This is a genomic window from Aquibacillus saliphilus (assembly GCF_020404745.1).
Classification (GTDB): domain Bacteria; phylum Bacillota; class Bacilli; order Bacillales; family Amphibacillaceae; genus Aquibacillus; species Aquibacillus saliphilus.
In genome coordinates this window covers 1-22,866 of sequence record NZ_JAIZAP010000016.1, presented here as the reverse complement: position 1 = coordinate 22,866, position 22,866 = coordinate 1, and the positions used below count along the sequence as shown (strand labels likewise).

Genomic DNA, 22,866 nt, shown 5'->3' with positions numbered 1-22,866 from the left:
TCGTCAATACTCCGTTTTATTTATTGTAATTACAAAAAAAGCAGTCGTTAAGCCAACAGTCATTATTGCTGCAGCGAGAGCAACACCCGGAGCCTGGAGAATGACAAAAATAATGACTAAAATTGCCCCGAATAGGGGGAGAGTAATAACGGAATTTGATAGATCTTTAGTAAATACCATAAAAAATGCGGTAATTATTAAAAATAGTAATAACAGATAAAATAGGATATCTATCACGACGTTACCTCCAATCACTTCTCGAAATCTTCTTTTGTATATGTTTTGGGTATAAGATTATAATTATTATCAAAACTGGCGATGACATGAATGGTTACCGGATTTGTGATGGATAAAAAAATCATGATGACAATTAGTTTTAAAGAAACAAAACTAATGCCTTCGAGTACGATACATCCCATGAAAACTGAAATACCTCCGGCCATCAGGCATTTAGATCCAGCATGTAATCGGGTGTACAAATTAGGAAAACGAATCAATCCCACAGCAGTACTCAACAAAAAGTAAATGCCTGTTATAAAAAATATAAAAACAAATAATTGTCTTATACTGAGAATGAAATCAATCACCAACGCCACCTTTCCATGGCTTTCTTAAATACTTAGCCATAATTAAAACATTGATAAATAAGAAAACCCCATAAACTAAAGCCACATCAATAAAAATTTTTCTTTCAAAATAAAAACTTAATAAAACTAAAACTAGTAAAAACATGACACCTATACAATTCATAGCAACTAGTCTATCAGGCAGACTGGGACCTTTAATGACTCTATAAAAAGTTAAAATAGCAGTTAAGACAATTACAAGTATTAAATAGAGCACTACGATCACACTCCACATCGAATTATAAGATAATATTTTTTTGAAAGTTGTCATTACATATAGTTGGGATAGACCGTTCCCCAAACTATATGTAATGACAATTGCTACATAAGTAATTATGAAATTGATTCACTTAAAAGAGTGTGTTCAAAAAGTTGAATTAATCAACTATTTTCGCAATCAAATTAAGGTGCTTACGGATACGTGCTATCTTTCTTTCTTCTTCATCGTCACTGTGAACATCGATCCAGTGAATAACATATTGATTATTTATATGATCGAAATCCAGAGCCAGAGACCCTTGAGTGAATGTAATAAAACTGGCTAAGGTTGCAATACTGTTTGAATTTTTAAGAGATGTTTTTATGCGAACAATTCGGGGAGAAAATGATGGTTTAATCTCAAATGCATGTCTGGATACTTTGACTGCAGATAAAAATACATCATAGATAAAAGCAATGATTACCATAAATATGTCATATGTTTTTTTAGGGAAATCTTTCGTTCCATCTTTCAGTTGTATTAATCTAAACAAATTCTCTGCCATCATAAGCGATATAAAGGAAGAAATAATAGTACCTAAGAAAAATACCTGGATACTAACGTGGCCTGCAAAAACAAACCATAATGCCAAAGTCAGAATAAATGTTAATAATTTTTTTCTCACATGATGTACCTCACTTTAAATTTAGTGAAATTAGCTATCACAGCTGTAATTAATGGAAAATAAATTTAGTAGTACTTATTATTACCAGAGGATGAGTTATTATTATTAAATTAATTAAAAATCCAATGTGGTATTATCGTTTTGGGACACCTACCACTGTTGGCATGTTGAATATGGCAAATAAAGAAAAGGAAAAAATAGAGCATATAGGGAATAGCGAAGGGGTACTGGATAAATAGCAGAAAATCTCCAGTAGACTAAATAATGCGCAGTAAAGATCTTTATATTTAGGTGACTGTGTGAAGAAAATACTTAAACTTACAAACTGGAGTAGTTTAATAGGAAAGATCCAAATTTAAAGCAGAGTTCATTCTCTGCTTTAAATTTATTTTTCATTTCTGAGCTATTAGGATACTCATTAAAATTATATTGCCAATTTAGTGTCCAATTGTATGCTTAATTTTTAATATTGCGATAGGGACGAAACGGCGGTGTTTAACGGAGTTTCTTCAAGCAGTCTTTACATCTACTAGTATTGCTTCAAGGATATGCCAGCCGAGACAACGCGTAGGCTATTCTTTGGAGTAACACTTGTCTCAAAAGGCTTGCCCCTGAACCTACTTGTATCGTAGGTGCTTCGTACCTACGATAGAATCAACATTAGTCAAAAATCAGTACAAACCATTTAACAATTACAAATTATTTGATCTATGAATGATTATTCAAGCTTAATCCTCACCGCTTCTTTCAGGAGTTAATGCACTTATTAGCCCAATGGTATTTGGTGGGATACTAGCAATTAGAAACCACCAGTTGCCGGTAGTAATTGATAAGATTATAAATATAAATAGTGACATTGCAACAATTGAAATTCCGAATTTAACTCTAGAGGGCTTCAAAGGCTCTGTCATATTCATATTTATAGACAAAATCATCCCTGTAATTCCCCAGCTCGCCATATGAACAATCATAATTACTCCCAGAACCATTGCGACTTTTAGTTTAATTCCGAATGCTACCAGAGAAAATAGAACATAGATTGCAGCAAGAGTACAGAACCAAGAAATTGATCGAGACTTTTGCCAAATATGCGAATGTAGTTCATCCAAACCACGCTGCTTTTTGGCCATACGTCGGCCAAACCACCAGCCTAAAATACCAAATACAGCTCCTCCATATAATCCTATCAACCCACCTATTTGTACTCCCATTATTCCTCTCCCCTTTCTCCAAATATAAAGACCTCTTCAATTATGGAATCGAATGCCTTTGAAATGTTGTATGCCAGTTCAATTGATGGATTATATTTTCCGGATTCGATGGCAATAATCGATTGTCTCGAGACGCCTACCTGTTTTGCTAGATCCTCTTGAGTCATCTTCTTAGCTTTGCGCAGATCTTTGATACGGTTTCTCATCGTTTGCTTACCTCCGATCAACTTTGTAAAGCTAGCTTTACAATCAGTTGTAAGTAAAGTTTACTTTGTATTTAAAGTAATGTCAATCATGCTTTACATTATTTTGTTATAGGATCAGTTAAAATTAATTTGGGATTGATATTAGACGAAACAGAAGACTCATTCTCACAAAAGAGGAAACATAATATAGGGAGGAGGATATACATGATATTAAATTTCAGGAAACAAAAGATTTGTGAAAAAGTGCAGTTAAAATAACCGGGGCTTATGTTTGTATAGAACAACTAACAAAGTCATTTGCTGCACAGTACAAACGCTACTATCCAATAGAATTATAGGGCGTGGTTGCGAAGACCATAAGCCTAATTTCTCTATAAAAATAAGGAGAATTAGGCTTTTTCAATTCAAAGACGTATTTTTATTCGTAAACACGTTGATAGCAGTGGTGAATTTCGTGGCGACTGCTGGTGAAAAAACATGGTAGAAATGGTACATTCTTGTGGCTATAATCATTTATAGCCTAATGTATCAAATTTTTGATTTATTTGTTTTAGATTCTTCATTAACTCGATTGTGTTTTCATTTATAAGATCACATACCTCTATATTATTCTTAACAGCAAGCAAAATAGCACTTTTTTGGTTTATTGCATATTCGGTAAGTGAGAGGATATGAGCACGTTTATCTGTCTGTGACTGCTGTTTAATCAACCAGCCATTGGTAATGAGACGATTAATGATTGGATTTAATGTACCAATACCAATATTAAGCTTTTCGCCAATATCTTTTGTTAAAATTTGATCCTGTTCATAGGTAGTTAGCAATACAAGGTATTGTGGAAAAGTTAATCCAAATGGCTTTAAGATATCGGCATACATTTTAGAAAAACTACTAGCTGCTTTATACGCTTCTAAACATAGTTGCTGGTCTAATAGGCTTGTTTTTGTCATCATAGAGCTCCTTAAAACATGTAATTAATAATAATTTTATCATATTTTCTCTATAAACATCCCGGTAAGTATATTATCTAAAGCTTTTTTGAGTGGATTCTATTGGTAATCCTCGTTATACTAAACAAAAAAGGGAGATTCTATGACAATAATTGAGAAATTAAAGCTAAACAAATACAAAAATATTGCTGTTATCAATCAACCAAGTGATTATGAAATCTTCTCCGAACAGAAAAGCCTTTCTAAAGAGCATGATGCAATTTTTATTCAGTAGATCAGATGAAGGAGTACACACAACAAATCATTGACAATAAACAACTGTTAATGGAACAAGATTACCTATTTTTTGCCTACCCGAAAAAGGGAAACAAACGCTATCAAACTTTTATTCATAGAGATGAAATTTTTTCAGCCATGAAGGTTGGAGAAAATGGATATATTGGAAATAGTGATATTAAATTCTCTCGTTTAGTAAGTATGGATGACATCTTCACTGTTGTGGGGTTAAAACGTGAGAGAAAGAAAACAAAAAAGACATCAGCTGCCAGCCAATCTATCGCCGACTATAAGAACAACGTGAACGACGTTGTAGAATTATTAAAAGACCATCCAGATGAGCTGAATTTCTTCCAAGGATTAACACCTGGATATAAAAATGAATGGGCACGCTATCTATTCTCAGCAAAGCAGCAAAAGACACGTGAAAAGCGGCACCACCAAATGGTTGATATACTATCTCAAGGATATAAATCAGTTGATTTGTATCGTCAAAAGAAGAAATAGTGGGAGAAGTACTGTATAAAAAGAGCTAATCTCAACTGGATAACGGACACTATTTTGACTACGATGATGTAATTAATAGAATCGAGTGTTGTTTTTCTAGTAAACTATCTTGGGCCGCCTATCATGGGAATGGACAATCATTTGTGATAAATCTGAATCGATAAAGAGGAAATAGTGTACGAATAGCCTATAAATTAGACACTTGATATCCTGTTTCCTGAGGGGACTAACTATGAAGAAAAAATTAATTCTATTTATTATTTTTGCGGTGCTTTTAACGCAGATGCCAGTTATCGGAAAGTATTTTTCAATTGTTAACACGTTAATCCATGAAACTGGCCACTCACTAATGGCTATAATCACTGGTGGTAAAGTACAGTCGATTTCGTTATTTTCCAATACGGAAGGTGCTACACTTGCGAGTCACCGATTTTGGCTTGGTTCATTTTTAACTAGCGCAGCCGGATATGTATTTTCTTCCTTCACAGCCTTCTTATTCATGGTTTTGATTTACAAAAGAAGAAGCGGATATGTACTGTCAATTCTATTAGCAATTTTAGTGATAAGTTTATTGTTTTGGGTTCGAAATCTATTCGGATTGTTCTGGATTATCACAATTATTGCAGCATTTTCGTGGGTACTATGGAAGGGATCAAAAACAGCTTTAGAAAATCTCGCATTATTTTTTGCATCCCTTTTGTTAGTGGAGTCGATTACATCTTCATTTGAAATCATGTATCTCAGTTTTGTATCTCCAATGAGTGCAGGGGATGCAACGAATCTAGCTAAAGCAACATTCATTATTCCGACGCAACTATGGGGGATAATTTTCTTTTTGCAATCTCTCTTTTTCGCACGATTGGGGTTGAAGAGGTATTTTAAATCTAGTAGAACGAACAATAAATAACTTGCCACCAGATCCAGCATCGTCTTTGGAAAAACAATTTCTAAACTAATTACATACTCCCTGGTAACGCGATATTTTAGTAACTTGTGAAAAAAATAAAGTATTTGATTAAGTGTCAAATTTGTTTGTACTAATGATAAAATAAATGTAAAGCAAAACTGGAGGATTTAAATATGGATGAGATAGTTCAGGCCTATTGGAATCAATATTGGGGTGAACAAGAAAAACCAAAATCAGTTAGTGCATGGCAATTTGGGGCTCAACCAGATTATTTAGCGCAATTGGTGGTTGATGGTGTGAAAACTGCGACATGTTCTGGCTATGTTTTTTATGAGCTAGAAAATGAACCACTGCCAACAATTGAGGATTATAGCATTATCTTAAATAGTAACGACAAACCGGTAGCAATCATTAAAACGGTGGAAGTTAGCTTAACACCGATGAACGAAGTAAGTGTTGATTTCGCTATCTCAGAAGGAGAAGGCGATAGGACGTATCAATACTGGTGGGAAGCGCATGAAACATTTTTCAGGAATGAACTAACTGCAATTGGTCGTGAGTTCTCAGAAGACATGCTACTTGTTTGTGAAAGATTCGAATTAGTTGATGTTAAAAGCGGATGAGTTTGTCTTTAAATAAATTGAGTGAGATACCAAGTGAGGATCTTATGGATGATGTAATTACCGACTCCTTAAACTATATTCTAACGATGACAAACTATTATTAACGTTTATCATTTTAATACACGTGGTAAACCTAAACTATAGAGGTGATTTTTAGAATATATAAAGGGAGTGATAGCATGGCTAAAATTGCTACTTTAATAACTGATTATTTTGAGGATGTTGAATTTACTGAACCGGCTCAATCGTTTAAGGAAATAGGACATGATGTCATTACAATAGAAAAAGAACGAGGAAAACAAGTGACGGGAAAACAAGGGAAATCTACTGTTACAATTGATGAGGGCATTGAGAATGTAAAACCAGAACAATTCGATGCATTATTTATCCCAGGTGGATTTTCACCTGATCAGCTTCGTGCAGATGATCGATTTGTAAACTTTGCTAAGCATTTCATGGAGACCGAAAAACCTGTATTTGCTATTTGTCATGGACCTCAATTATTACTAACAGCAAAGACTTTAGAGGGCCGTACGGTAACAGGTTTTAAATCAATTCAAACGGATTTAGCTTATGCTGGAGCAAACGTTTTAGATCAAGAAGTTGTTGTCTGCAAAAATCAATTGGTCACGAGTCGACAACCAGATGATATTCCTCCATTTATTGAAGAGTCGCTTAAACTGATGGGCTAATAGATACCACTGCCTCGTCTTTGTTAGCAATGGAGTACAATACCTTCAAGAGAATATGTTTTTAGAATCGCCGAGTATATTTTATTTGGCGATTCTTTCTATTTTATGGACAAATGTCTGTAAGTGGCCTCTTTTTTAAATATAATTGTAAATGTGGTTTAGAAGGTAATATAACCTGTGTTCAACTATAATAGAAAAGGAAAGTAGAATCCAACTGATTTGAAAGTTTTAATAGACATATAGTAGAGAGGAGCACATCATGACTACTCATTTTGTACAACTAACTGAACCGACACAAAGCCTTGTAGAGGTGATAAGTCGTTGGGAAAACGACCCTACTTTAATTCCTTTTACAAGACCTAACCAAAACAAGTCAGAACTTGGAAGTGGGAATAAATTAACTCTAGATGAGTTAACAAAACGTCTGAAAAGTCATTCTATCTACTTAATATATTTGAATGACCAGGTGATAGGTGAAATGAATTATATGATCGATCCAAGTCATCTCTATCACAAAAAGCCTGGGACCGCTTGGATAGGTATCACAATTGGTGAGTCTGAGGCAAGGGGTAAAGGTGTTGGATATGCAGCAATTCAATATTTGGAGGGTCAGATAAAGAGGCAGGGTTTTGACCGCATTGAACTAGGTGTGTTTGAATTTAACAAACAAGCGCATAAACTCTATCAAAGTCTAGGTTACAAGGAAATTGGTAGAATTGATAATTTTACCTTTTGGCAAGGTGAAATGTGGACTGACATTCGAATGGAAAAGTATCTGTGATGATCATTCATCTGGATTATATTTCTATTAAAATAGGTTTCACTTCGTTCATTCTTGGAATGTATGATGTCTTCTGGAAAAATGAAACTAAACAGAATGCGGGAAAATTAGTCTGTAACTTTCCTGTGTTCTGTTTATAATTATCAAATTAATGAATTTTTTGATAACCGCTTGAATTTGGTGAAGAAGTCGATATTTGTAGAAATAAGTTTGTTTAAATAGGTAAAGTGGGTAGTGGTAATTCAGAGGTGGTTAAAATGATTTTCCTTAAAAATTGCAAAGGTCTTAATCAATCAGGATTAGTAAAACTACCTAAAAAATGGCGAATAGAATTGGGGTATATTTCTGGTAATGTGGTCGTTGTGTTTATAAGGAAATCTCAGATAGTTATAACTCATATGGAAGACGAATCTACTACTGACAATGTGAGATTTATAACGTCGAATGGTTCAATAACTATTCCGAAAGAGATTAGAGTGATATTAGGTGAGAATAATGATGCGCTTTATTGTCTGTATGTAGACAAGGTACGGGGCGAATTTATTCTGATCCCGGAATGGCTGTTATAGATATTAATGGTAATAGTTAACTTGTTCATATAGAATGCAAAAAAGCAATATTTCAAGTCGGAGCGTAGTTCTATATAAGAATTACGTTCTTTTTGCGAAGTAAATCTATGTAATCAAAGAATGATCGTTAACGGAAGTGCCATAAAACGATTTCTTTTAAAAAATAGTTCTATACTTGATAGGATTCAATTGCTAATATACAATTTTAACGTAACTAGAATAATCTGCGACTGGTAAAATCTATCGATGAAATGAAATTATCTTAGTTTAAATAAAGGAGCATTACCATGGTAAACAATGAAAAAACAGAAAAACTGAAAACGTTTAAGCGAATTGCGTTGTATCTAATGATAATCCTTTTGGTCTTGATGTGGATTTTAAGAAGCTTTGAGTTTCATCAATTATCCAATATACCATATGCTCTAGCAGCAATAGCGGGTATTAATGTAGTCGTTCTTAACATACTAATTAAAAAAAGAACATAAAGTTCAAATGAATTTGAAACAGTTGGGTTATCCGAGACTGAATCTGCACATTATAAGATTGTTGTAAACAACAAAACGATGTATTAGTCGTCAACCTTCTCTACAACTTACATAAAATTCCTTCTTCATTTTTCCTGGTATTTCTTTTCGATACTATTAAATTGTATAATCCAACATAAGAGGTAACTGCAGAGTTCAATGCTCTGACAGTACCTTTTTTAGTTAGATGTCTAAATGCTTGTATTTGTTACTTTTGATATAAATATAATAGTATGCTCAGTCGTCTAGCTCGAGCGCCTACCCCGCCTGAGGTCTTAGGAAAAGCTTCTATATAAAGATTATGATTGAGGAGGCTACCATTCTTTACAAAGGAATAACTTATCATTTCCTCTATAAAAGAATACAAGAATGTATCAGAAATGATAACTAAATGAAACATTTTGTAAGGATAACTTTTGTTACAATATAGAATAGAGGGCTAATTGTGTAGCTTGCGTTACTTATATTGTTTTTAAACTAGTATACTTGTAACTCTTACGAGAATACAGGTTTTCCTTTTACCTAAGATATCATACTTTTAAATAAACGCTGCGGAGGTTCACGATGACATTAGAAAAGCAATTAATCAATAAATCCTATTATGAGACCTTTATGGAAGGTAATGAAAATGTGCATCCAATTAAGGTTCTGGGTGAACTGTATATGGATGAGCAACAAAACGAAGTAACCTATTTATCTTATATTCGTTTTGCTCAGGGAGAGATATATTTTCTGAATAAAGATTTTGAAGCGGCTATTTTTAAATGGGAAAATATCTCAAATGAATTAAGGCCGTGGGCACAGAAAAATATAGCGGATGCCCATTATAAAATGGAGCTGCTTGCAATTGCAGAAGAAGCTTATAAAGAAGTAGAAACTGACTCGATTGATTTAAAAACAGAAGTGCTGTTACAGTTATTCTCATTATACATACAGAACGGCAAGCTTGATATGGCAGTGGGTTCTATCAAAAACGCGGTTGATTTGAATCCGGATTATTCGGAAGTGACCGAAATGGCGCGAGCTTTCTTTGAGCAACACCAGGACTTTGGAAATGCAGTTGAGCTTGCTGTTAAAGAGGCAATTCGGACAGAATCACCATCATGGTTTGGGATTTTACAAAAATATGTGGAGCAAGGCTATACGCAAAAAGTAGATCCAAATTATTTCAGTGAAGCATTGATGACTGTATATAGTATCGATCAGTCTCTTTTTAAAAGTCTAACTGTAGCATTTTGGAACAGTTACAAACAAAGCGATTTATATTTCTCTTGGTTGAAGGAGATCAACCATCTTCTCCTTAACATTGAGCCAGAACGTTCTTTTACATGGGAGGAATTAACTCTTGTATATGAAGAAACGTACTTTAAATTAATTAATGGAAAACTTTTAATTAGGGAAGTTTCTCATTTAATACCGAATCATTTAACAAATTGGTTGAAGCTGTCTACAGATTCGGGTGCTTTAGTTTCTGCTTCAGCTGTACTGGCGTGGAACGAGATTTTCCCGTCCAATCTTGACACTTCGTTGGTTAATGAGGCGGAAAGTATGGTGAGTCAATCTTCTCGCTATCACAACGGGACCGAAGATGGGTTCAGGCTGTTCGAATCAATTATCAATTGGGCAGAGGGAAAAGGGGTGTTCCTTGATGAACGCTTCGAACTCATGGCGAGAGAACTTCCGGACATGCATGATTACCGCCTTCTCGTTTCAGGAACAGCAACAAATGGAAAATCTGAATTTATTAACACGTTGCTTGATGAAGACCTTTTAGATAAATCAACTTCAGCAGCAGTTCTTTTTAAGGATGCTGATGAGGCAAATATTCAAGCTATTACAGGTCAAAAAGTTAGAAGTATTGATGATCTTGACGATTTTCGGGAGAGTACAAAAGATGAACAGGCACTTATTCACTGTAGGATGCCAATATCTTTTTTAAATGAAAATAAACTTGAGCTAATGGATATCCCCGGGCTTGCAGACCGAAGTAAAGTTAGCAAAGATATGGTTCACTATTTGCATTTTGCAGACAGCCTACTGTTCGTTTTGGATGCTGAATTGCCACTAACAGATAAAGAACTTGATCGGGTTGTCAACATCAGAGAACAAGCACCAGAGTTAACCATCCATTTTCTCTTAAGTAAAATGGATAGAATTGCTAATAGCCAGGAGAAAGTGGAACTAGTTGAGACAACAACAGCTAAGATCAGTACCTATTTTCCAGACGCAAAGGTCTTTGCTTTTTCCGCGTATGATAACAGTAGCTTAGTTGAGTTATCTGGGTTCGTTCAGTCGTTGAAAAGAAATCATAATTTAGAACTGGAACGTACGGCTAAAGTTCTTTACTTTGTTAAGGAATCAATAAAGTTTCTTCTTGAAGAACGGGTGGAAATGGAGAAATTGTTAATTGATAAAATTAAGTGGAATGAAGAGATAGTCACAAAATTAAAAGGTACACTTAACCAGTTGAGCGATATGGAAGAGGAAAAAGTTCAAGTCATTAAAAATTCCTATAGCAATATTAAAGATGATTTGAGACAGGATTTGATGGAAAATATACCGACACAGCTTCGAAATTGCTCTGAAATCGTTCATGAAGACAGTGACTTTGGGAGAATGCATGTAGATCTTAACGATGAAATGAATAAGCGGATCACTAATTATATTGATACAAAAGTTTTGCCTAACTTTCATTTAGCCATCAAAACGTGGATTGCTGAAAGTGAAGGAGCGTTTAAGGAACGCCAATTATACTTAGACGAAATGAGCGAGAGTTTTAACGATTTATACGGTGCAGAAAAGTTGGCATTAAATTGTGACTTTAGGGTGCTTGATGATTGGCGCCGTGATGCGGACCGAATGACAAGGGGGAATACTCAGCTAGACAAAGTCAATATCGTCATGCGTTCCACCCCTTCCCAATTTTTAATGAAAAGTGCAGGCAGGCTGTTCGGTGCAATGCAGCAAAATAAAGAAATGCTCCATAATAAATATAAGCAATTTATTGAGAATAAAGACTATAGCGGAACAGCTGAATTGATTACAAACAACTTCATGCAGCAATTCGATTTATTTGAAAAATCTTTGGAAAGAGATATTAACATGTTTTTCAAGGATCCGATTGAAGTGCTAAATAGAACGTTAGCAGAAACATATGATGAGATTGAAGAGAATAGAGATTCACTAAATGATATGAGAAAAAATCCTGAAGTTTATCGCGATCCGCTTACTATGTTCGAAGTACAGCTTCGTCAGTATGAGTGGATGACTGCTGTGGGTGAGCAGATGAAGGAATATCGTTAAATCTGAGAAAACCTCTTATTAAGATAAACGGAATACTACTTTGGTCAGTCAATTTCACTAGCGTGAAAGGAAACTTCAACTTCGTATAGTAGGCAAGCCTACAATTAGAAAGCCCTAATAGTAAAGGTGTCTGTTATTAGCCTTTTTATTAGGGTTTTTTTATATTGTTCTATTGTTTAGTGGTAGATATTTTTTATCTGTTCTAAAATAGTCCAGTTAGTGGCTTTAGATTAAAATAATCAAGTGCTTGATTAACCTTATCGATATCATAGATTTTTTTTTCTAAACAGAACTGAATAACTAAGTCATTGGTATCACTGTCAGACAATGAGTAACCGGCAGCACCTAAGAGTTCATTAGTGTCTGCTTCATTGAGACAAAGAGCAAAGGCTAGAGCAATTGTCGTATTTTTCTTCGGCAGATAGCCTGGTTTTGTTCTTATCTTTGAAAAATGTCTTCGATCGATTCCCGCTTTTCGATAAACTTCAGAGTCTTTAACTCCTTTCGCGTCAATAAAACTGAATAATACTTGGTTAAGTGTAGGTTTTCGTTTGTTCTTAATAAAATCATCTATTTCATTCTGTTTTACTTCTTGTTGAATATCATAATTACTCTCATTTAAATTGAATGCAAATGATTCTAATTTTAAGTGGTCTTCTATGTACTCTTGTAGTTCCATTAAAAGGTGATGATTAAGCATATCAAATTCCTCCAATTTGTCCCTTTACAGGCGACCAAATCATCTATTTATTCAGCTACAATTATACCATGCAAAACGAGGAGAGGATGATTAGCTTGGATACAAATTTAACGGAGATTATTTTCTTGCTTGACAGAAGTGGGTCGATGTCTGGACTTGAGATGGATACTATTGGCGGGTTTAACTCTTTCGTTGAAAAACAGAGCCAACAAAGCGGAGAAACAACTTTGTCTGCGGTCCTTTTTGATGATGATTACGAGGTATTATGGGACGTTGTTGATGCGAAAAAAGTAAGATTAACAGATCAAGATTATTTTGTAAGAGGGAGTACAGCACTACTTGATGCCGTTGGAAAAACAATTGTTGATGTAGGTCAGAGGCTATCAAATACAAAAGCCGAACAAAGACCTGAAAAACTTATTTTTGTTATTACAACGGACGGAATGGAAAATTCGAGTCGTGAATTCACCCATCAAAAAGTGAAACATCTCATCAATCACCAACAAGAAAAATATAATTGGGAGTTTATTTTTCTCGGTGCCAATATGGATGCAGCACAAGAAGCTGACAGCTTGGGGATAAGTTCAGATCACGCCTTTAACTTTGAAGCTTCAAATAAAGGTGTTGAGGATATGTACGAGATGGTGAATGAAGTAGTTTTAGAGAAAAGACAGATTGGAAAGACAAGAAAGTAGATAGTAAGTTGATTTAATTGAAAATAATACCCAAACCCGAGCTTCTTTGTGTGTTTTATCGCACGAAGAGGCTCGACGTATGGCATCAGACGGACATCAGTTATTAAACATATCCTGCCCCTTGTATATAAGGGTTATTATAATTTTGGTGCTATTGAATTACTAATCAGTGATTTCATGAAAGTGATACCTTGTTGGTGGTATTTATGAAATAATGTTATCTTGGATAATTTGTCAAAAATCAATTGTACTTTCGATAACAGTACTTAGGGGGGGAATTATGAAGGATTTTACTACATACATACGTGAATCTAAAAAAAGAAGTGAATTGATTTATAATCTGAATGCTGACGAAGTTCCTTATTTAAAAGTAGGTCTTACCAAGGATCAACTGGAATTTAAAAAAGGAATGTACGAAAAGGTTTTGAATGTTGTTCAGCACTTTATGCAAAAGCTGATTCAATATATGGAGGGAATCCCGACGTTAATTATTATAACGGACAACGAGGGATATATCTTGGATATTTATGGTGATGCCAGCATAAAAGGAATGGTAGACTCACTTGGTATAACGATAGGGGTTAAATTTGATGAGAAAGATGCTGGAACGAATTCTGTCTCTCTAGCCTTAAGGCATGGGGAATCAATTGGCTTGATTGGTAACGATCATTTCTATCATCACTTATCAAAAGCAGCATGCTATTCCGCTCCTATTCGTACCTCAACCGATGGTAATTTAATTGGTACTGTCTCGATTATGACACCGGTTAATTTTGCTAGTCATTTCCATCTCGGTTTGTTATCGTCTGCTGTTGATACAATCGAGAGGGAAATTCAACTTCAAGAACAAAATCACACCCTTCATTTATTAAATCAAATGTTAATTGATTCTACACCTGTTGGCATAGTGATGACAGACAATAATGGAAATGTGTTAGAGTTTAACTCAAGTGCGGAAAAAATATTAGGAGTTAAACAAGAACAGTTTATAGATAATGGACTAGAACAGATAAGAAAGATAGGAGAATATATTCAAATTGTTATTGAAACTGGAAAAAAGATAGAGAATGTCGAAATTTTACTTTCCTTGGAAAATGAAAAATCTAAAATTATTTATCTGGATGTACTACCATTTTTTGATAAAGGCACTATGATTGGTGCGTTTGCTCAATTCAGAGATATCACCAATTACTATGAACTACAACAAAAAGTCGTAGAGTCGGAAAAATTGTCTGCAATAGGCAAATTAGGCACCGGTTTGGCACATGAAATCCGTAATCCGCTTACCTCGATTATAGGCCTCGCCCAGTTATTAAAAGAGAATAATCATGACAATAAATACTTAGAGATCATAACAGCAGAGTTGGAAAGAATGAAAAGTTTAGTGAATCAATTTGTTTCATTAGGAAAACCAACTGATTTTGAACGTACTGATTGTAATGTCGATAATCTAATAATCAAAACAGTTGAATTAATGAACAGTAATGCTCATCTTCATAATGTTAAGATTCATTTCAAAGCCTCAACAACAATTACAGAAGTCACTATTGACGAATCTAAAATAAAACAGGTACTAATTAATTTTATTAAAAATGCTTTTGAAGCGATGCCCCTTGGCGGTAATATATGGATTCAATTAAATTCTGACCCAAGTAATAAAGAAGTTCATATATCCATCAAGGATGAAGGAGAAGGTATGACAGAAGAGGAAGTGAACAAATTAGGCACACCTTTTTTTACTACAAAAAAAAGTGGACTTGGAATGGGATTGCCTATCTGTTTTGATATTATAAAAGCACATCAAGGGAAAATCAAAATTGATTCTTACAAAGGAAAAGGGACTATAGTACATTTAGTTTTACCCTTTAAATAAAATTAACAAAGGCGTTCCTTGTTCGACAACGGGATTTCGGAACACTGTCAATTTCTGATAGTAATTAGTGTCGAGTAATAATTGTACGGCATCAGTGTTTATAAGGATTTTTTTATTTTATTCCATTATTTAGCAGAGGGACAGGGCCACTTGTCCCTATTATAATTCTAATTGACCTCAGATTTCTTTTTTGAAATAATATTTTTAACTACTTCCTTTATATAATCACTAAAGTTACCATCATTGTCTGTATAAGTTAAAGTACGGTTAAAACTTCAGCAACTTCTCTTTCATCACTTTCAAATGTTACTTCTTTAACAATAACTGTACCATTATTCTCATTTCCTTGTAATACTATCCTATTTTTAACATTAGTTGGGATAGACCGTTCCCAAACTTTGTGTGGATGACAATTGCTGCATAAGGTAATTACGAAATAGATTCACTAAACAAAATAATAGACTAGACTGTAAAAATATCTTATACTAGTTATTATCTCGAATTCGAGATAATAACTAAATTGCTAAAGGGGATATATATATGTTGAAAATAGGAATTGTTTTAGGAAGTGTACGTCAAGGGCGTAATGGAGAAGCGGTTGCAAACTGGACCAAGGATTTTGCAGAAAAACGTAACGATAGTGCTGAATATGAGATTGTAGATCTTGCTGATTACAATCTACCATTTTTAGGTGCGGCAGTACCAGAAGCTGGACAACAAGAGGCCGAGGCTGCGATAAAAGCTTGGTCAGAAAAAATTGCTTCATTCGATGGCTATATTTTCATTGCACCAGAATATAATCATGCAGTAGGCGGCGCAATGAAAAACGCTTTAGATTACTTAAATCCAGAAGTTAACAACAAGGCAGCTGGTTTTGTTGGTTATGGTAGCTTAGGTGGTACGCGTGCACATGAAAACCTACGCTTAATTCTAGGTGAATTACAAGTAGCAGATGTGCGAACAGCCGTTACATTCTCGCTAATGACTGATTTTGAGAACTTTAGTGAATTCAAACCTGCAGTTCACCATGAAAATAATGCTAATGAAATGCTTGATCAACTTCTTTCATGGAGCGGAGCATTAAAAACAGTGAGATAATAAACCAATTACAAAAGTAGGCACCTTCGAAATAAGCAAATTGCTTATTTCGAAGGTGCCAGAGTTGGACGTGGCAAACTTACTAATTATTATCCACAGCAAGCCATTATATAATTTCTCAGACTATCAAAAAAAGACTTCCATTTATATAAAATGGAAGTCTTTTTTCTGTCGATTATTTGAATTAACTAGCTATTTGTTTTTAAGGTTTCACTCATTTCACTTAAATACTCGTGTTATATTCGTTCACCATTTTTTAATCGTTCAATAAATTCATTTAAGTCTTCTTTTTTAATTCTCCAATGTCGTCCAATTTTAAAACCAGGTATTTTTCCTTCTTGAACTAATTTATATGTTGTCATTTCACTTAACTGTAAATATTCGGCAACTTGTGAAACAGTCATAATTTCCTTTTCCATTAAGGACGCCCCCAAACTGATAACATATACGTATCATAACACAAAAACTTTCCGTTTTTAAAAATCAACAATGAAACGTAATCAGTTATATTCAGATATACTCAAATATAAAGTTTTACGGATTTTCCGAACTTAACTACTTTATAAGAGAAAGATAGAGTATATGAGAGAATGTAATTGATGTTCACGCTTTCTTGCGGTTTTGAACACCTATATTAATATGATATGATTCATCTTGTTGAAAACGGGACGAACTTTTGTGAAAGACGAAAGTTACTATACTACAAACAAAAGAGGTGCAAAATTGAATTTACAAACAATAAAACAAAATTGGTTTGGTAACATTAAAGGCGACGTGTTATCCGGAATTGTTGTGGCACTCGCTTTAATACCTGAAGCAATTGCTTTCTCTATTATTGCTGGAGTAGACCCAATGGTTGGTCTTTATGCCTCATTCTGTATTGCAATTGTTATTGCATTTATTGGTGGCAGACCAGGAATGATATCAGGTGCAACGGGAGCAATGGCACTACTTATGATTACATTAATTGCTGATCATGGATTGCAATATTTATTTGCAGCAACAATATTAACAGGTATAATACAAATTTTATTCGGTGTATTTAAATTATCAAGCGTGATGAAGTTCGTTCCAAGATCTGTAATGGTTGGCTTTGTCAATGCGCTTGCTATATTAATTTTCACGTCACAGCTTCAACACTTTGTCGGTGAAGGTTGGGTAATGTATGCCCTTGTTGGTTTAACATTAGCTATTATTTATATATTACCTAGATTTACAAAGGCAATTCCATCTACGTTAGTTGCAATTGTAGTAGTTACAGCTATTGCTATTTTTGCAAACTTTGGTGTTCGAACGGTTGGTGATTTAGGAAATCTAACGCAACAGTTACCAGTTTTCTTAATACCGTCAATTCCTTTCAACTTTGAGACGTTAATGATTATTTTTCCCTATTCATTAGCACTAGCAATTGTTGGTTTACTAGAATCGCTATTAACAGCGAACATTGTTGATGATATGACCGATACAGAAAGTAATAAAAATAAAGAAAGTCGCGGTCAAGGTGTTGCCAACGTAGTAACAGGATTTTTTGGAGGTATGGCGGGTTGTGCGATGATTGGTCAGTCCGTAATTAACGTAAAATCAGGAGGAACTGGTAGACTATCATCTCTAGTATCTGGTGTTGTTTTAATGTTCTTAATCATCGTACTAGGTGGTGTTGTTGTTCAAATTCCAATGGCCGCCTTAGCTGGTGTTATGATTATGGTTTCAATTGGTACATTTGACTGGTCGTCGTTAACAAACCTTCATAAGTTACCAAGAACAGATGCAGCGGTTATGGTTGTTACCGTAGTAACTGTTGTTGTAACGCACGACTTATCTAAAGGTGTATTAGCTGGTGTATTGCTTAGTGCAATCTTCTTTGCAGCTAAAATATCTAAAGTGGAAGTTACACAAATCGCAGCATTAGAAGGATCTAAAAAGATTTACAAGGTTTATGGTCAAGTCTTTTTTGCTTCTGTAAATGATATGCTAGATAAATTTGATTTTAATGACACAGTTAAAGAGGTCGAAATCGATTTATCAAATGCACATTTGTGGGATGACTCGGCAATAGGTGCCTTAGATAAAATTGAAATGAAATTTGAACAAAATAATATTCATGTAACTTATTCAGGCTTAAATGATGAAAGTAAGCATTTGAAAAAACGGATTGGTGGCTTTTCAAAAGCTTCGGGACATTGATCATTGAATTAATATAATCTAGGAAACTACTAGGAGGTGACGATTTTGTTTAAAAAAATATTACTAGCAGCAGATGGATCAGAGCATTCCAAGCGTTCAGCTGAACATGCTATAAATTTAGCTGAAAAGTTCAACGGAACAATAGAGGCGGTTTATGTAGTGGATGCCAAAAGTTCAAAGGAAGATGTTCTGCATAATGTTGATAAATATAAGGTTAAAGAGGAAAGACAACAAAAGATACAACCGGTACTAGATCTTCTTGACAATTCTAAGGTTGAGTACAATGTTCAGATGTTACATGGTGAGCCCGGACCCGCTATCGTGGAATATGCAAACCAACATGACTTTGATTGTGTAGTTGTTGGCAGTAGAGGCTTAAACAAATTGCAAACAATGGTTCTGGGAAGTGTAAGTCATAAGTTGGCCAAGCATGTGTATTGTCCGGTTCTAATTGTAAAGTAATAGAGGGAACGATGGGTTACTATAATCCGTCGTTCCTTTTTTTAAAAAGACATTAGTTGTCGTTCACAAAATTGTACTAGTAGGTGTGCAATGTTAATCTTTTCGATGCTAGCCTTTTTTAACTGTTGTAAAACAAATTAGTATTCTTTATATATAAAAGAAAGCGTTTGCCTTTGCTTTTTATAGGGACTATTATATAGAAAAAGGAGGAAAATAAATGCAAGATTTCGTTTTTGATAATCACACAAAAATTATATTTGGTAAAGATCAGGAACAAGTAGTAGGGCAAGAATCTATCTCATATGGAAAAAAACTGCTTTTGCATTATGGAGGAGGAAGTATCAAAAATAGCGGTCTATATGACAGAGTAGTTGAGTCATTGCATGAGCAAGGTGTAGAAATCTTTGAGTTAGGTGGGGTAAAGCCAAACCCGAGAGTTAGTCTTGTTAGAGAAGGGGTAGAACTTTGTAAAAAGAATAACATCGATTTCATTTTAGCTGTAGGTGGAGGAAGTGTTATTGATTCTGCAAAAGCGATTGCTGCTGGTTGTAAATATGACGGTGATGTTTGGGATTTCTTTACAGGCAAAGCGGTTGTAACAGACTCTTTACCACTTGGCGTAGTGTTAACAATTCCTGCTGCAGGTAGTGAGAGCAGTACAGGAAGTGTAATTACGAATGAAGAAGGGTCTTATAAGAGAGCGACAGGTCATATATCACTTAGGCCTAGGTTTGCTATTCTAAATCCAGTGCTTTCATATACATTACCTGCTTACCAAACCGCATGTGGCATTACAGATATGATTTCTCATATTTTAGAGAGGTATTTTACAAATGATAGAAACGTAGAGTTAACAGATCGATTATGTGAAGCGACGTTAAGAACAATTATTAACAATGCAGATACAGTTATACAAGATCCGACGAATTATGATGCACGCGCAGAAATTATGTGGTCAGGAACTATTGCCCATAATGACCTGCTAAATACGGGAAGAATCGGAGATTGGGGAAGCCACGATATTGAACATGAAATAAGCGGAATTTATGATATTGCACATGGTGCAGGACTTGCAATTGTATTCCCTGCCTGGATGAAGTACGTTTACAAACAGGATGTTAATCGGTTTGTTCAATTTGCTAATCGTGTATGGGATGTGGAAATTGATCTAAATAATTTAGAGAAAACGGCTTTAGCAGGTATAAAGAAAACAGAACAATTTTTCAAATCTATCGGAATGCCAGTTAAATTAGAAGAAGTAAATATTGATGATAAGCACTTTGATGAGATGGCTAGCAAAGGAACAGAAAGGGGCCCAGTTGGCAACTTTGTTAAGTTGTATGAGGATGACGTACGTCAGATATTTAATTTGGCTAAATAAGAGTAAGAAAACCTCGGTTGCAAATTTTGCAACGAGGTTTTCTTAAAGGTTCTGTCCGTTTTTCCATCTATTTCGTCAAAAAGGTTTCTGTATAAAATGGTTGTGATTCTTCATTAAAAGCAACGCCAACAGCAAGTAATTCAAAACCTGTTTTTAACTTACTTTCCCTGTGACCGAGCGAATTCATTAAACCTTCATGAGCGAAAATGCTACTTGAAAGCCCTGCTGCAAGATTCTCTCCAGCCATTCGATAGCTAATATTATCCTCCGTCATCCGGTCAAAAGGGGACTGTCCTTCAAGATTCGTATGGCCGAAATAGTTGTTGTCAGCCATGTCTGTGCTATGATCACGAGCAGTTGCTCTTACCGACTCATCCCACGTCAGAGTAGAAAGATTGTGATTAACTCTGGTGGAATTGGTAAGATCAAATAGTTGATATTCAAATCCTTCTTTAAGTTCATCACTCGGATCTCCAAAGTAATTTTCCTTTTGTTTTTCCAGTTCATCGCTAATAATTTGAATTGCTGTTACTGTACTATTTTCATGTTTATCATAAAATATCGTTACATAATTTTTGTTAATTTGGAACGTGTCATACTCTTGATTGTTTTGAATTTGATAATTGACAAATCCCTTCCGTATTGATTCAAGAGGTTCATTTAATGTGGAAAGAACTGAATCTCTTGTATCGTTAAAGCTAATCCCTTCTGTAGATGTAAGTAAGTCTTGGTTTGTATATAATCCAACAACTTTATCTTGTTCATTATAAGCAACCATCAAAAAATTATGATAGTTTTCATGATAAGCAGCCCAATCGACCCCATATTCATTCAAGGAGGAGCGTTTTGCTTGCCCTACTTGCTGTTCTACATCTGAACGGTTGTCATTCAGTTCAATATTATGAATAGAAAATGGTTGCTCTGTTGGACCATCTAGTTGAGGTTTTTCGGGCGCAACTTGATTTGGTTGTTCACTTTCACTATCCTCTATATTTCCTTTCAACTTACGAATCAAAAGCTGAATCTCTGTATTCAAATAATCAACTGTACGAATTACTTTTGGGTTCTCTTTTATTCCATTTACATCTGAGCGAATATCCTCGTAGACGCCCGCGATACCAGAATGGTTGAATGTCTCCCCATAAAAATGCCAAAGCGCACCAGCAACAAGTAATAAAGCAATGATATGTCTTACTTTCGGCAACATCGACACTCCAATCTCATTCTTATTTAATAAATCCTAATTTTAGCAAGTTATACTCAGATAAACAAACGAATAGTTTATCTGAGTTAATTTTTAATTACCAATTTTATAAGATGCCAAGCACAACGTAAAGGAGGAGGTAGAGAACTTAAGTCGATATTAATTTGCGATATTTTGAAAATAGTGAGGATGATTATAGAGTAGTAGTCGATAATATCGTTTTGAAATATAAGGTCAATTCCCCGTTTCTTCATTATATACTATCTGAAAAGCGAAATACTGTGTAATATTTTTGTTAGTTGATTAAGTCGAGGATAGAACAGGAGTGTTATCTAGTTTAGTTAACTATTATAAACCAAAAAACGACAATTTTTTATGGATAACAAGGATTTATAGCTCTAACCCAAGAATACGTATATGGATGATGTTTATGTTCGAAATTTCTGGAGGTGTCGATACAAATGAAAAAGAATGTTTATATTACAGGTGCAGATAGAGGATTAGGACTAGTCTTGTCATCGTGATTTAGACATTATTACGTTAGATGTTACAGATCGGTTGATTGAGAACAAAGAAAAACATTAATAGGAACCAGCGATTTTTTGAACCCTTTTAATTTTCCTTCATTATATAGTAGAAAAGTGTAAAGAAATAAATCCTTATTATTAAAAAATGGAAAAAACTGATTATTAGTAGGGTATTGAACTAGTTATCTATCCGTGCTATATTATATATCCACCACACGAACACAAACTTATTAAATTATTAGTGAAAAAAACATTTGACTTGTAGTTTCATAGTGTGGTATATTATTCATTGTCGCTCAAACGAAGTAGTTTTGGCCTCGCAAAAAGTTGTTGACTTTATTAATGTGATTTGATATACTAATTAAGTTGTCGCACAAAGACATCAACAATTTGATCCTTGAAAACTGAACGAAACAACCAGTATGTTAAGTAAGAAATTAAGCTAGTTTTTTGAACGAGCAATCAAGCTCATAAACTTTATGGAGAGTTTGATCTTGGCTCAGGACGAACGCTGGCGGCGTGCCTAATACATGCAAGTCGAGCGCAGGAAACAAGTGATCACCCTTCGGGGTGTGAACTTGTGGAATGAGCGGCGGACGGGTGAGTAACACGTGGGCAACCTACCTGTAAGACTGGGATAACTCCGGGAAACCGGAGCTAATACCGGATAACACTTTCTCCTG

Annotated in this window: 22 protein-coding genes, 1 rRNA gene and 1 pseudogene; 14 read left to right on the top strand and 10 right to left on the bottom strand. The window is 34.7% G+C overall.

The features are described 5' to 3' along the window. Positions 1–3: 3 nt before the first annotated feature. From LD272_RS15375 to LD272_RS15345, 7 genes are all read right to left on the bottom strand, one after another. Positions 4–237, bottom strand: a complete 234-nt coding sequence (locus tag LD272_RS15375; RefSeq protein ID WP_226037509.1) for a Na(+)/H(+) antiporter subunit B — start codon at positions 235–237, stop codon at positions 4–6. A gap of 14 nt (positions 238–251) precedes the next feature. Beyond that, positions 252–587: a monovalent cation/H(+) antiporter subunit G gene (mnhG, locus tag LD272_RS15370; protein ID WP_226037508.1), complete on the bottom strand. Its 336-nt coding sequence runs from the start codon at positions 585–587 to the stop codon at positions 252–254. Then, the gene (locus LD272_RS15365; protein ID WP_226037507.1) at positions 580–843 is read right to left on the bottom strand and encodes an MrpF/PhaF family protein; all 264 of its coding nucleotides are present in this window, start codon (positions 841–843) and stop codon (positions 580–582) included. The genes mnhG and LD272_RS15365 overlap by 8 nt, the downstream gene beginning before the upstream one ends. A 160-nt stretch (positions 844–1,003) precedes the next feature. Continuing rightward, positions 1,004–1,510 (bottom strand): Na+/H+ antiporter subunit E, encoded by a 507-nt coding sequence (locus LD272_RS15360; RefSeq protein ID WP_226037506.1) that lies wholly within the window; start codon positions 1,508–1,510, stop codon positions 1,004–1,006. 728 nt (positions 1,511–2,238) lie between these two features. Further along, the gene (locus LD272_RS15355) at positions 2,239–2,721 is read right to left on the bottom strand and encodes a hypothetical protein (RefSeq protein ID WP_226037505.1); all 483 of its coding nucleotides are present in this window, start codon (positions 2,719–2,721) and stop codon (positions 2,239–2,241) included. Beyond that, positions 2,721–2,927, bottom strand: coding sequence for a helix-turn-helix transcriptional regulator (locus LD272_RS15350; protein WP_226037504.1), 207 nt, complete (start codon positions 2,925–2,927; stop codon positions 2,721–2,723). Before LD272_RS15350 ends, LD272_RS15355 begins: the two co-directional genes overlap by 1 nt. Before the next feature lie 509 nt (positions 2,928–3,436). Continuing rightward, entirely contained in the window at positions 3,437–3,877 is a 441-nt protein-coding gene (locus LD272_RS15345; RefSeq protein ID WP_226037503.1) for a MarR family winged helix-turn-helix transcriptional regulator, read from the bottom strand. 142 nt (positions 3,878–4,019) lie between these two features. Here LD272_RS15345 and LD272_RS15340 point away from each other — a divergent pair. The 7 genes and pseudogenes from LD272_RS15340 to LD272_RS15310 all read left to right on the top strand — a co-directional run bounded on the left by LD272_RS15340 (position 4,020) and on the right by LD272_RS15310 (position 12,059). Continuing rightward, positions 4,020–4,660 (top strand): annotated as a pseudogene (locus LD272_RS15340) (YdeI/OmpD-associated family protein). Between the two features lie 232 nt (positions 4,661–4,892). Next, positions 4,893–5,567, top strand: coding sequence for a M50 family metallopeptidase (locus LD272_RS15335; protein ID WP_226037502.1), 675 nt, complete (start codon positions 4,893–4,895; stop codon positions 5,565–5,567). A gap of 173 nt (positions 5,568–5,740) precedes the next feature. Next, positions 5,741–6,190: an ASCH domain-containing protein gene (locus LD272_RS15330; protein WP_226037501.1), complete on the top strand. Its 450-nt coding sequence runs from the start codon at positions 5,741–5,743 to the stop codon at positions 6,188–6,190. A 179-nt stretch (positions 6,191–6,369) separates the two neighbouring features. Beyond that, positions 6,370–6,882 (top strand): type 1 glutamine amidotransferase domain-containing protein, encoded by a 513-nt coding sequence (locus LD272_RS15325; RefSeq protein WP_226037500.1) that lies wholly within the window; start codon positions 6,370–6,372, stop codon positions 6,880–6,882. Positions 6,883–7,141: 259 nt separating this feature from the next. After that, positions 7,142–7,663, top strand: coding sequence for a GNAT family N-acetyltransferase (locus LD272_RS15320; RefSeq protein WP_226037499.1), 522 nt, complete (start codon positions 7,142–7,144; stop codon positions 7,661–7,663). A gap of 856 nt (positions 7,664–8,519) precedes the next feature. Next, positions 8,520–8,717, top strand: coding sequence for a hypothetical protein (locus tag LD272_RS15315; protein ID WP_226037498.1), 198 nt, complete (start codon positions 8,520–8,522; stop codon positions 8,715–8,717). Positions 8,718–9,320: 603 nt separating this feature from the next. Beyond that, positions 9,321–12,059 (top strand): GTPase domain-containing protein, encoded by a 2,739-nt coding sequence (locus tag LD272_RS15310; protein WP_226037497.1) that lies wholly within the window; start codon positions 9,321–9,323, stop codon positions 12,057–12,059. A gap of 202 nt (positions 12,060–12,261) precedes the next feature. On the opposite strand, the gene LD272_RS15305 is transcribed toward LD272_RS15310, so the two are convergent. Continuing rightward, positions 12,262–12,759, bottom strand: a complete 498-nt coding sequence (locus tag LD272_RS15305; protein WP_226037496.1) for a hypothetical protein — start codon at positions 12,757–12,759, stop codon at positions 12,262–12,264. Between the two features lie 86 nt (positions 12,760–12,845). Here LD272_RS15305 and LD272_RS15300 point away from each other — a divergent pair, with 86 nt between their 5' ends. The 3 genes from LD272_RS15300 to LD272_RS15290 all read left to right on the top strand — a co-directional run bounded on the left by LD272_RS15300 (position 12,846) and on the right by LD272_RS15290 (position 16,425). After that, complete coding sequence (locus tag LD272_RS15300; RefSeq protein ID WP_226037495.1) at positions 12,846–13,454, top strand: vWA domain-containing protein; 609 nt, start codon at positions 12,846–12,848, stop codon at positions 13,452–13,454. A gap of 280 nt (positions 13,455–13,734) precedes the next feature. Beyond that, positions 13,735–15,327, top strand: coding sequence for an ATP-binding protein (locus LD272_RS15295; RefSeq protein ID WP_226037494.1), 1,593 nt, complete (start codon positions 13,735–13,737; stop codon positions 15,325–15,327). A 540-nt stretch (positions 15,328–15,867) separates the two neighbouring features. Then, entirely contained in the window at positions 15,868–16,425 is a 558-nt protein-coding gene (locus LD272_RS15290; RefSeq protein WP_226037493.1) for an NADPH-dependent FMN reductase, read from the top strand. A 236-nt stretch (positions 16,426–16,661) separates the two neighbouring features. Here LD272_RS15290 and LD272_RS15285 read toward each other — a convergent pair whose 3' ends face one another. Beyond that, positions 16,662–16,844, bottom strand: a complete 183-nt coding sequence (locus tag LD272_RS15285; protein ID WP_226037492.1) for a helix-turn-helix domain-containing protein — start codon at positions 16,842–16,844, stop codon at positions 16,662–16,664. 304 nt (positions 16,845–17,148) lie between these two features. On the opposite strand from LD272_RS15285, the gene LD272_RS15280 reads away from it, so the two are divergent. The 3 genes from LD272_RS15280 (at position 17,149) to LD272_RS15270 (ending at position 20,452) form a co-directional block, all read left to right on the top strand. Next, positions 17,149–18,609: a SulP family inorganic anion transporter gene (locus tag LD272_RS15280; RefSeq protein ID WP_226037491.1), complete on the top strand. Its 1,461-nt coding sequence runs from the start codon at positions 17,149–17,151 to the stop codon at positions 18,607–18,609. A gap of 45 nt (positions 18,610–18,654) precedes the next feature. Continuing rightward, positions 18,655–19,071 carry a universal stress protein gene (locus LD272_RS15275; RefSeq protein WP_226037490.1) on the top strand — a complete coding sequence of 139 codons (417 nt, stop codon included), beginning with the start codon at positions 18,655–18,657 and terminating at the stop codon, positions 19,069–19,071. 217 nt (positions 19,072–19,288) lie between these two features. Further along, positions 19,289–20,452, top strand: a complete 1,164-nt coding sequence (locus tag LD272_RS15270) for an iron-containing alcohol dehydrogenase (protein WP_226037489.1) — start codon at positions 19,289–19,291, stop codon at positions 20,450–20,452. 67 nt (positions 20,453–20,519) lie between these two features. On the opposite strand, the gene LD272_RS15265 is transcribed toward LD272_RS15270, so the two are convergent. Continuing rightward, positions 20,520–21,659 (bottom strand): CAP domain-containing protein, encoded by a 1,140-nt coding sequence (locus LD272_RS15265; RefSeq protein ID WP_369413992.1) that lies wholly within the window; start codon positions 21,657–21,659, stop codon positions 20,520–20,522. A 1,000-nt stretch (positions 21,660–22,659) separates the two neighbouring features. Between LD272_RS15265 and LD272_RS15260 the strand changes: the two genes are divergently transcribed. Continuing rightward, positions 22,660–22,866, top strand: a 16S ribosomal RNA gene (locus LD272_RS15260); the annotation flags it as partial.

Coding starts and splice junctions, on each gene's coding strand:
- LD272_RS15305 (WP_226037496.1), bottom strand. CDS start 12,759: ATGCTTAATCATCACCTTTTAATGGAACTACAAGAGTACATAGAAGAC.
- LD272_RS15290 (WP_226037493.1), top strand. CDS start 15,868: ATGTTGAAAATAGGAATTGTTTTAGGAAGTGTACGTCAAGGGCGTAAT.
- LD272_RS15330 (WP_226037501.1), top strand. CDS start 5,741: ATGGATGAGATAGTTCAGGCCTATTGGAATCAATATTGGGGTGAACAA.
- LD272_RS15325 (WP_226037500.1), top strand. CDS start 6,370: ATGGCTAAAATTGCTACTTTAATAACTGATTATTTTGAGGATGTTGAA.
- LD272_RS15300 (WP_226037495.1), top strand. CDS start 12,846: ATGATTAGCTTGGATACAAATTTAACGGAGATTATTTTCTTGCTTGAC.
- LD272_RS15310 (WP_226037497.1), top strand. CDS start 9,321: ATGACATTAGAAAAGCAATTAATCAATAAATCCTATTATGAGACCTTT.
- LD272_RS15285 (WP_226037492.1), bottom strand. CDS start 16,844: ATGGAAAAGGAAATTATGACTGTTTCACAAGTTGCCGAATATTTACAG.
- LD272_RS15295 (WP_226037494.1), top strand. CDS start 13,735: ATGAAGGATTTTACTACATACATACGTGAATCTAAAAAAAGAAGTGAA.
- LD272_RS15350 (WP_226037504.1), bottom strand. CDS start 2,927: ATGAGAAACCGTATCAAAGATCTGCGCAAAGCTAAGAAGATGACTCAA.
- LD272_RS15345 (WP_226037503.1), bottom strand. CDS start 3,877: ATGACAAAAACAAGCCTATTAGACCAGCAACTATGTTTAGAAGCGTAT.
- LD272_RS15355 (WP_226037505.1), bottom strand. CDS start 2,721: ATGGGAGTACAAATAGGTGGGTTGATAGGATTATATGGAGGAGCTGTA.
- LD272_RS15335 (WP_226037502.1), top strand. CDS start 4,893: ATGAAGAAAAAATTAATTCTATTTATTATTTTTGCGGTGCTTTTAACG.
- LD272_RS15315 (WP_226037498.1), top strand. CDS start 8,520: ATGGTAAACAATGAAAAAACAGAAAAACTGAAAACGTTTAAGCGAATT.
- LD272_RS15270 (WP_226037489.1), top strand. CDS start 19,289: ATGCAAGATTTCGTTTTTGATAATCACACAAAAATTATATTTGGTAAA.
- LD272_RS15320 (WP_226037499.1), top strand. CDS start 7,142: ATGACTACTCATTTTGTACAACTAACTGAACCGACACAAAGCCTTGTA.
- LD272_RS15265 (WP_369413992.1), bottom strand. CDS start 21,659: ATGTTGCCGAAAGTAAGACATATCATTGCTTTATTACTTGTTGCTGGT.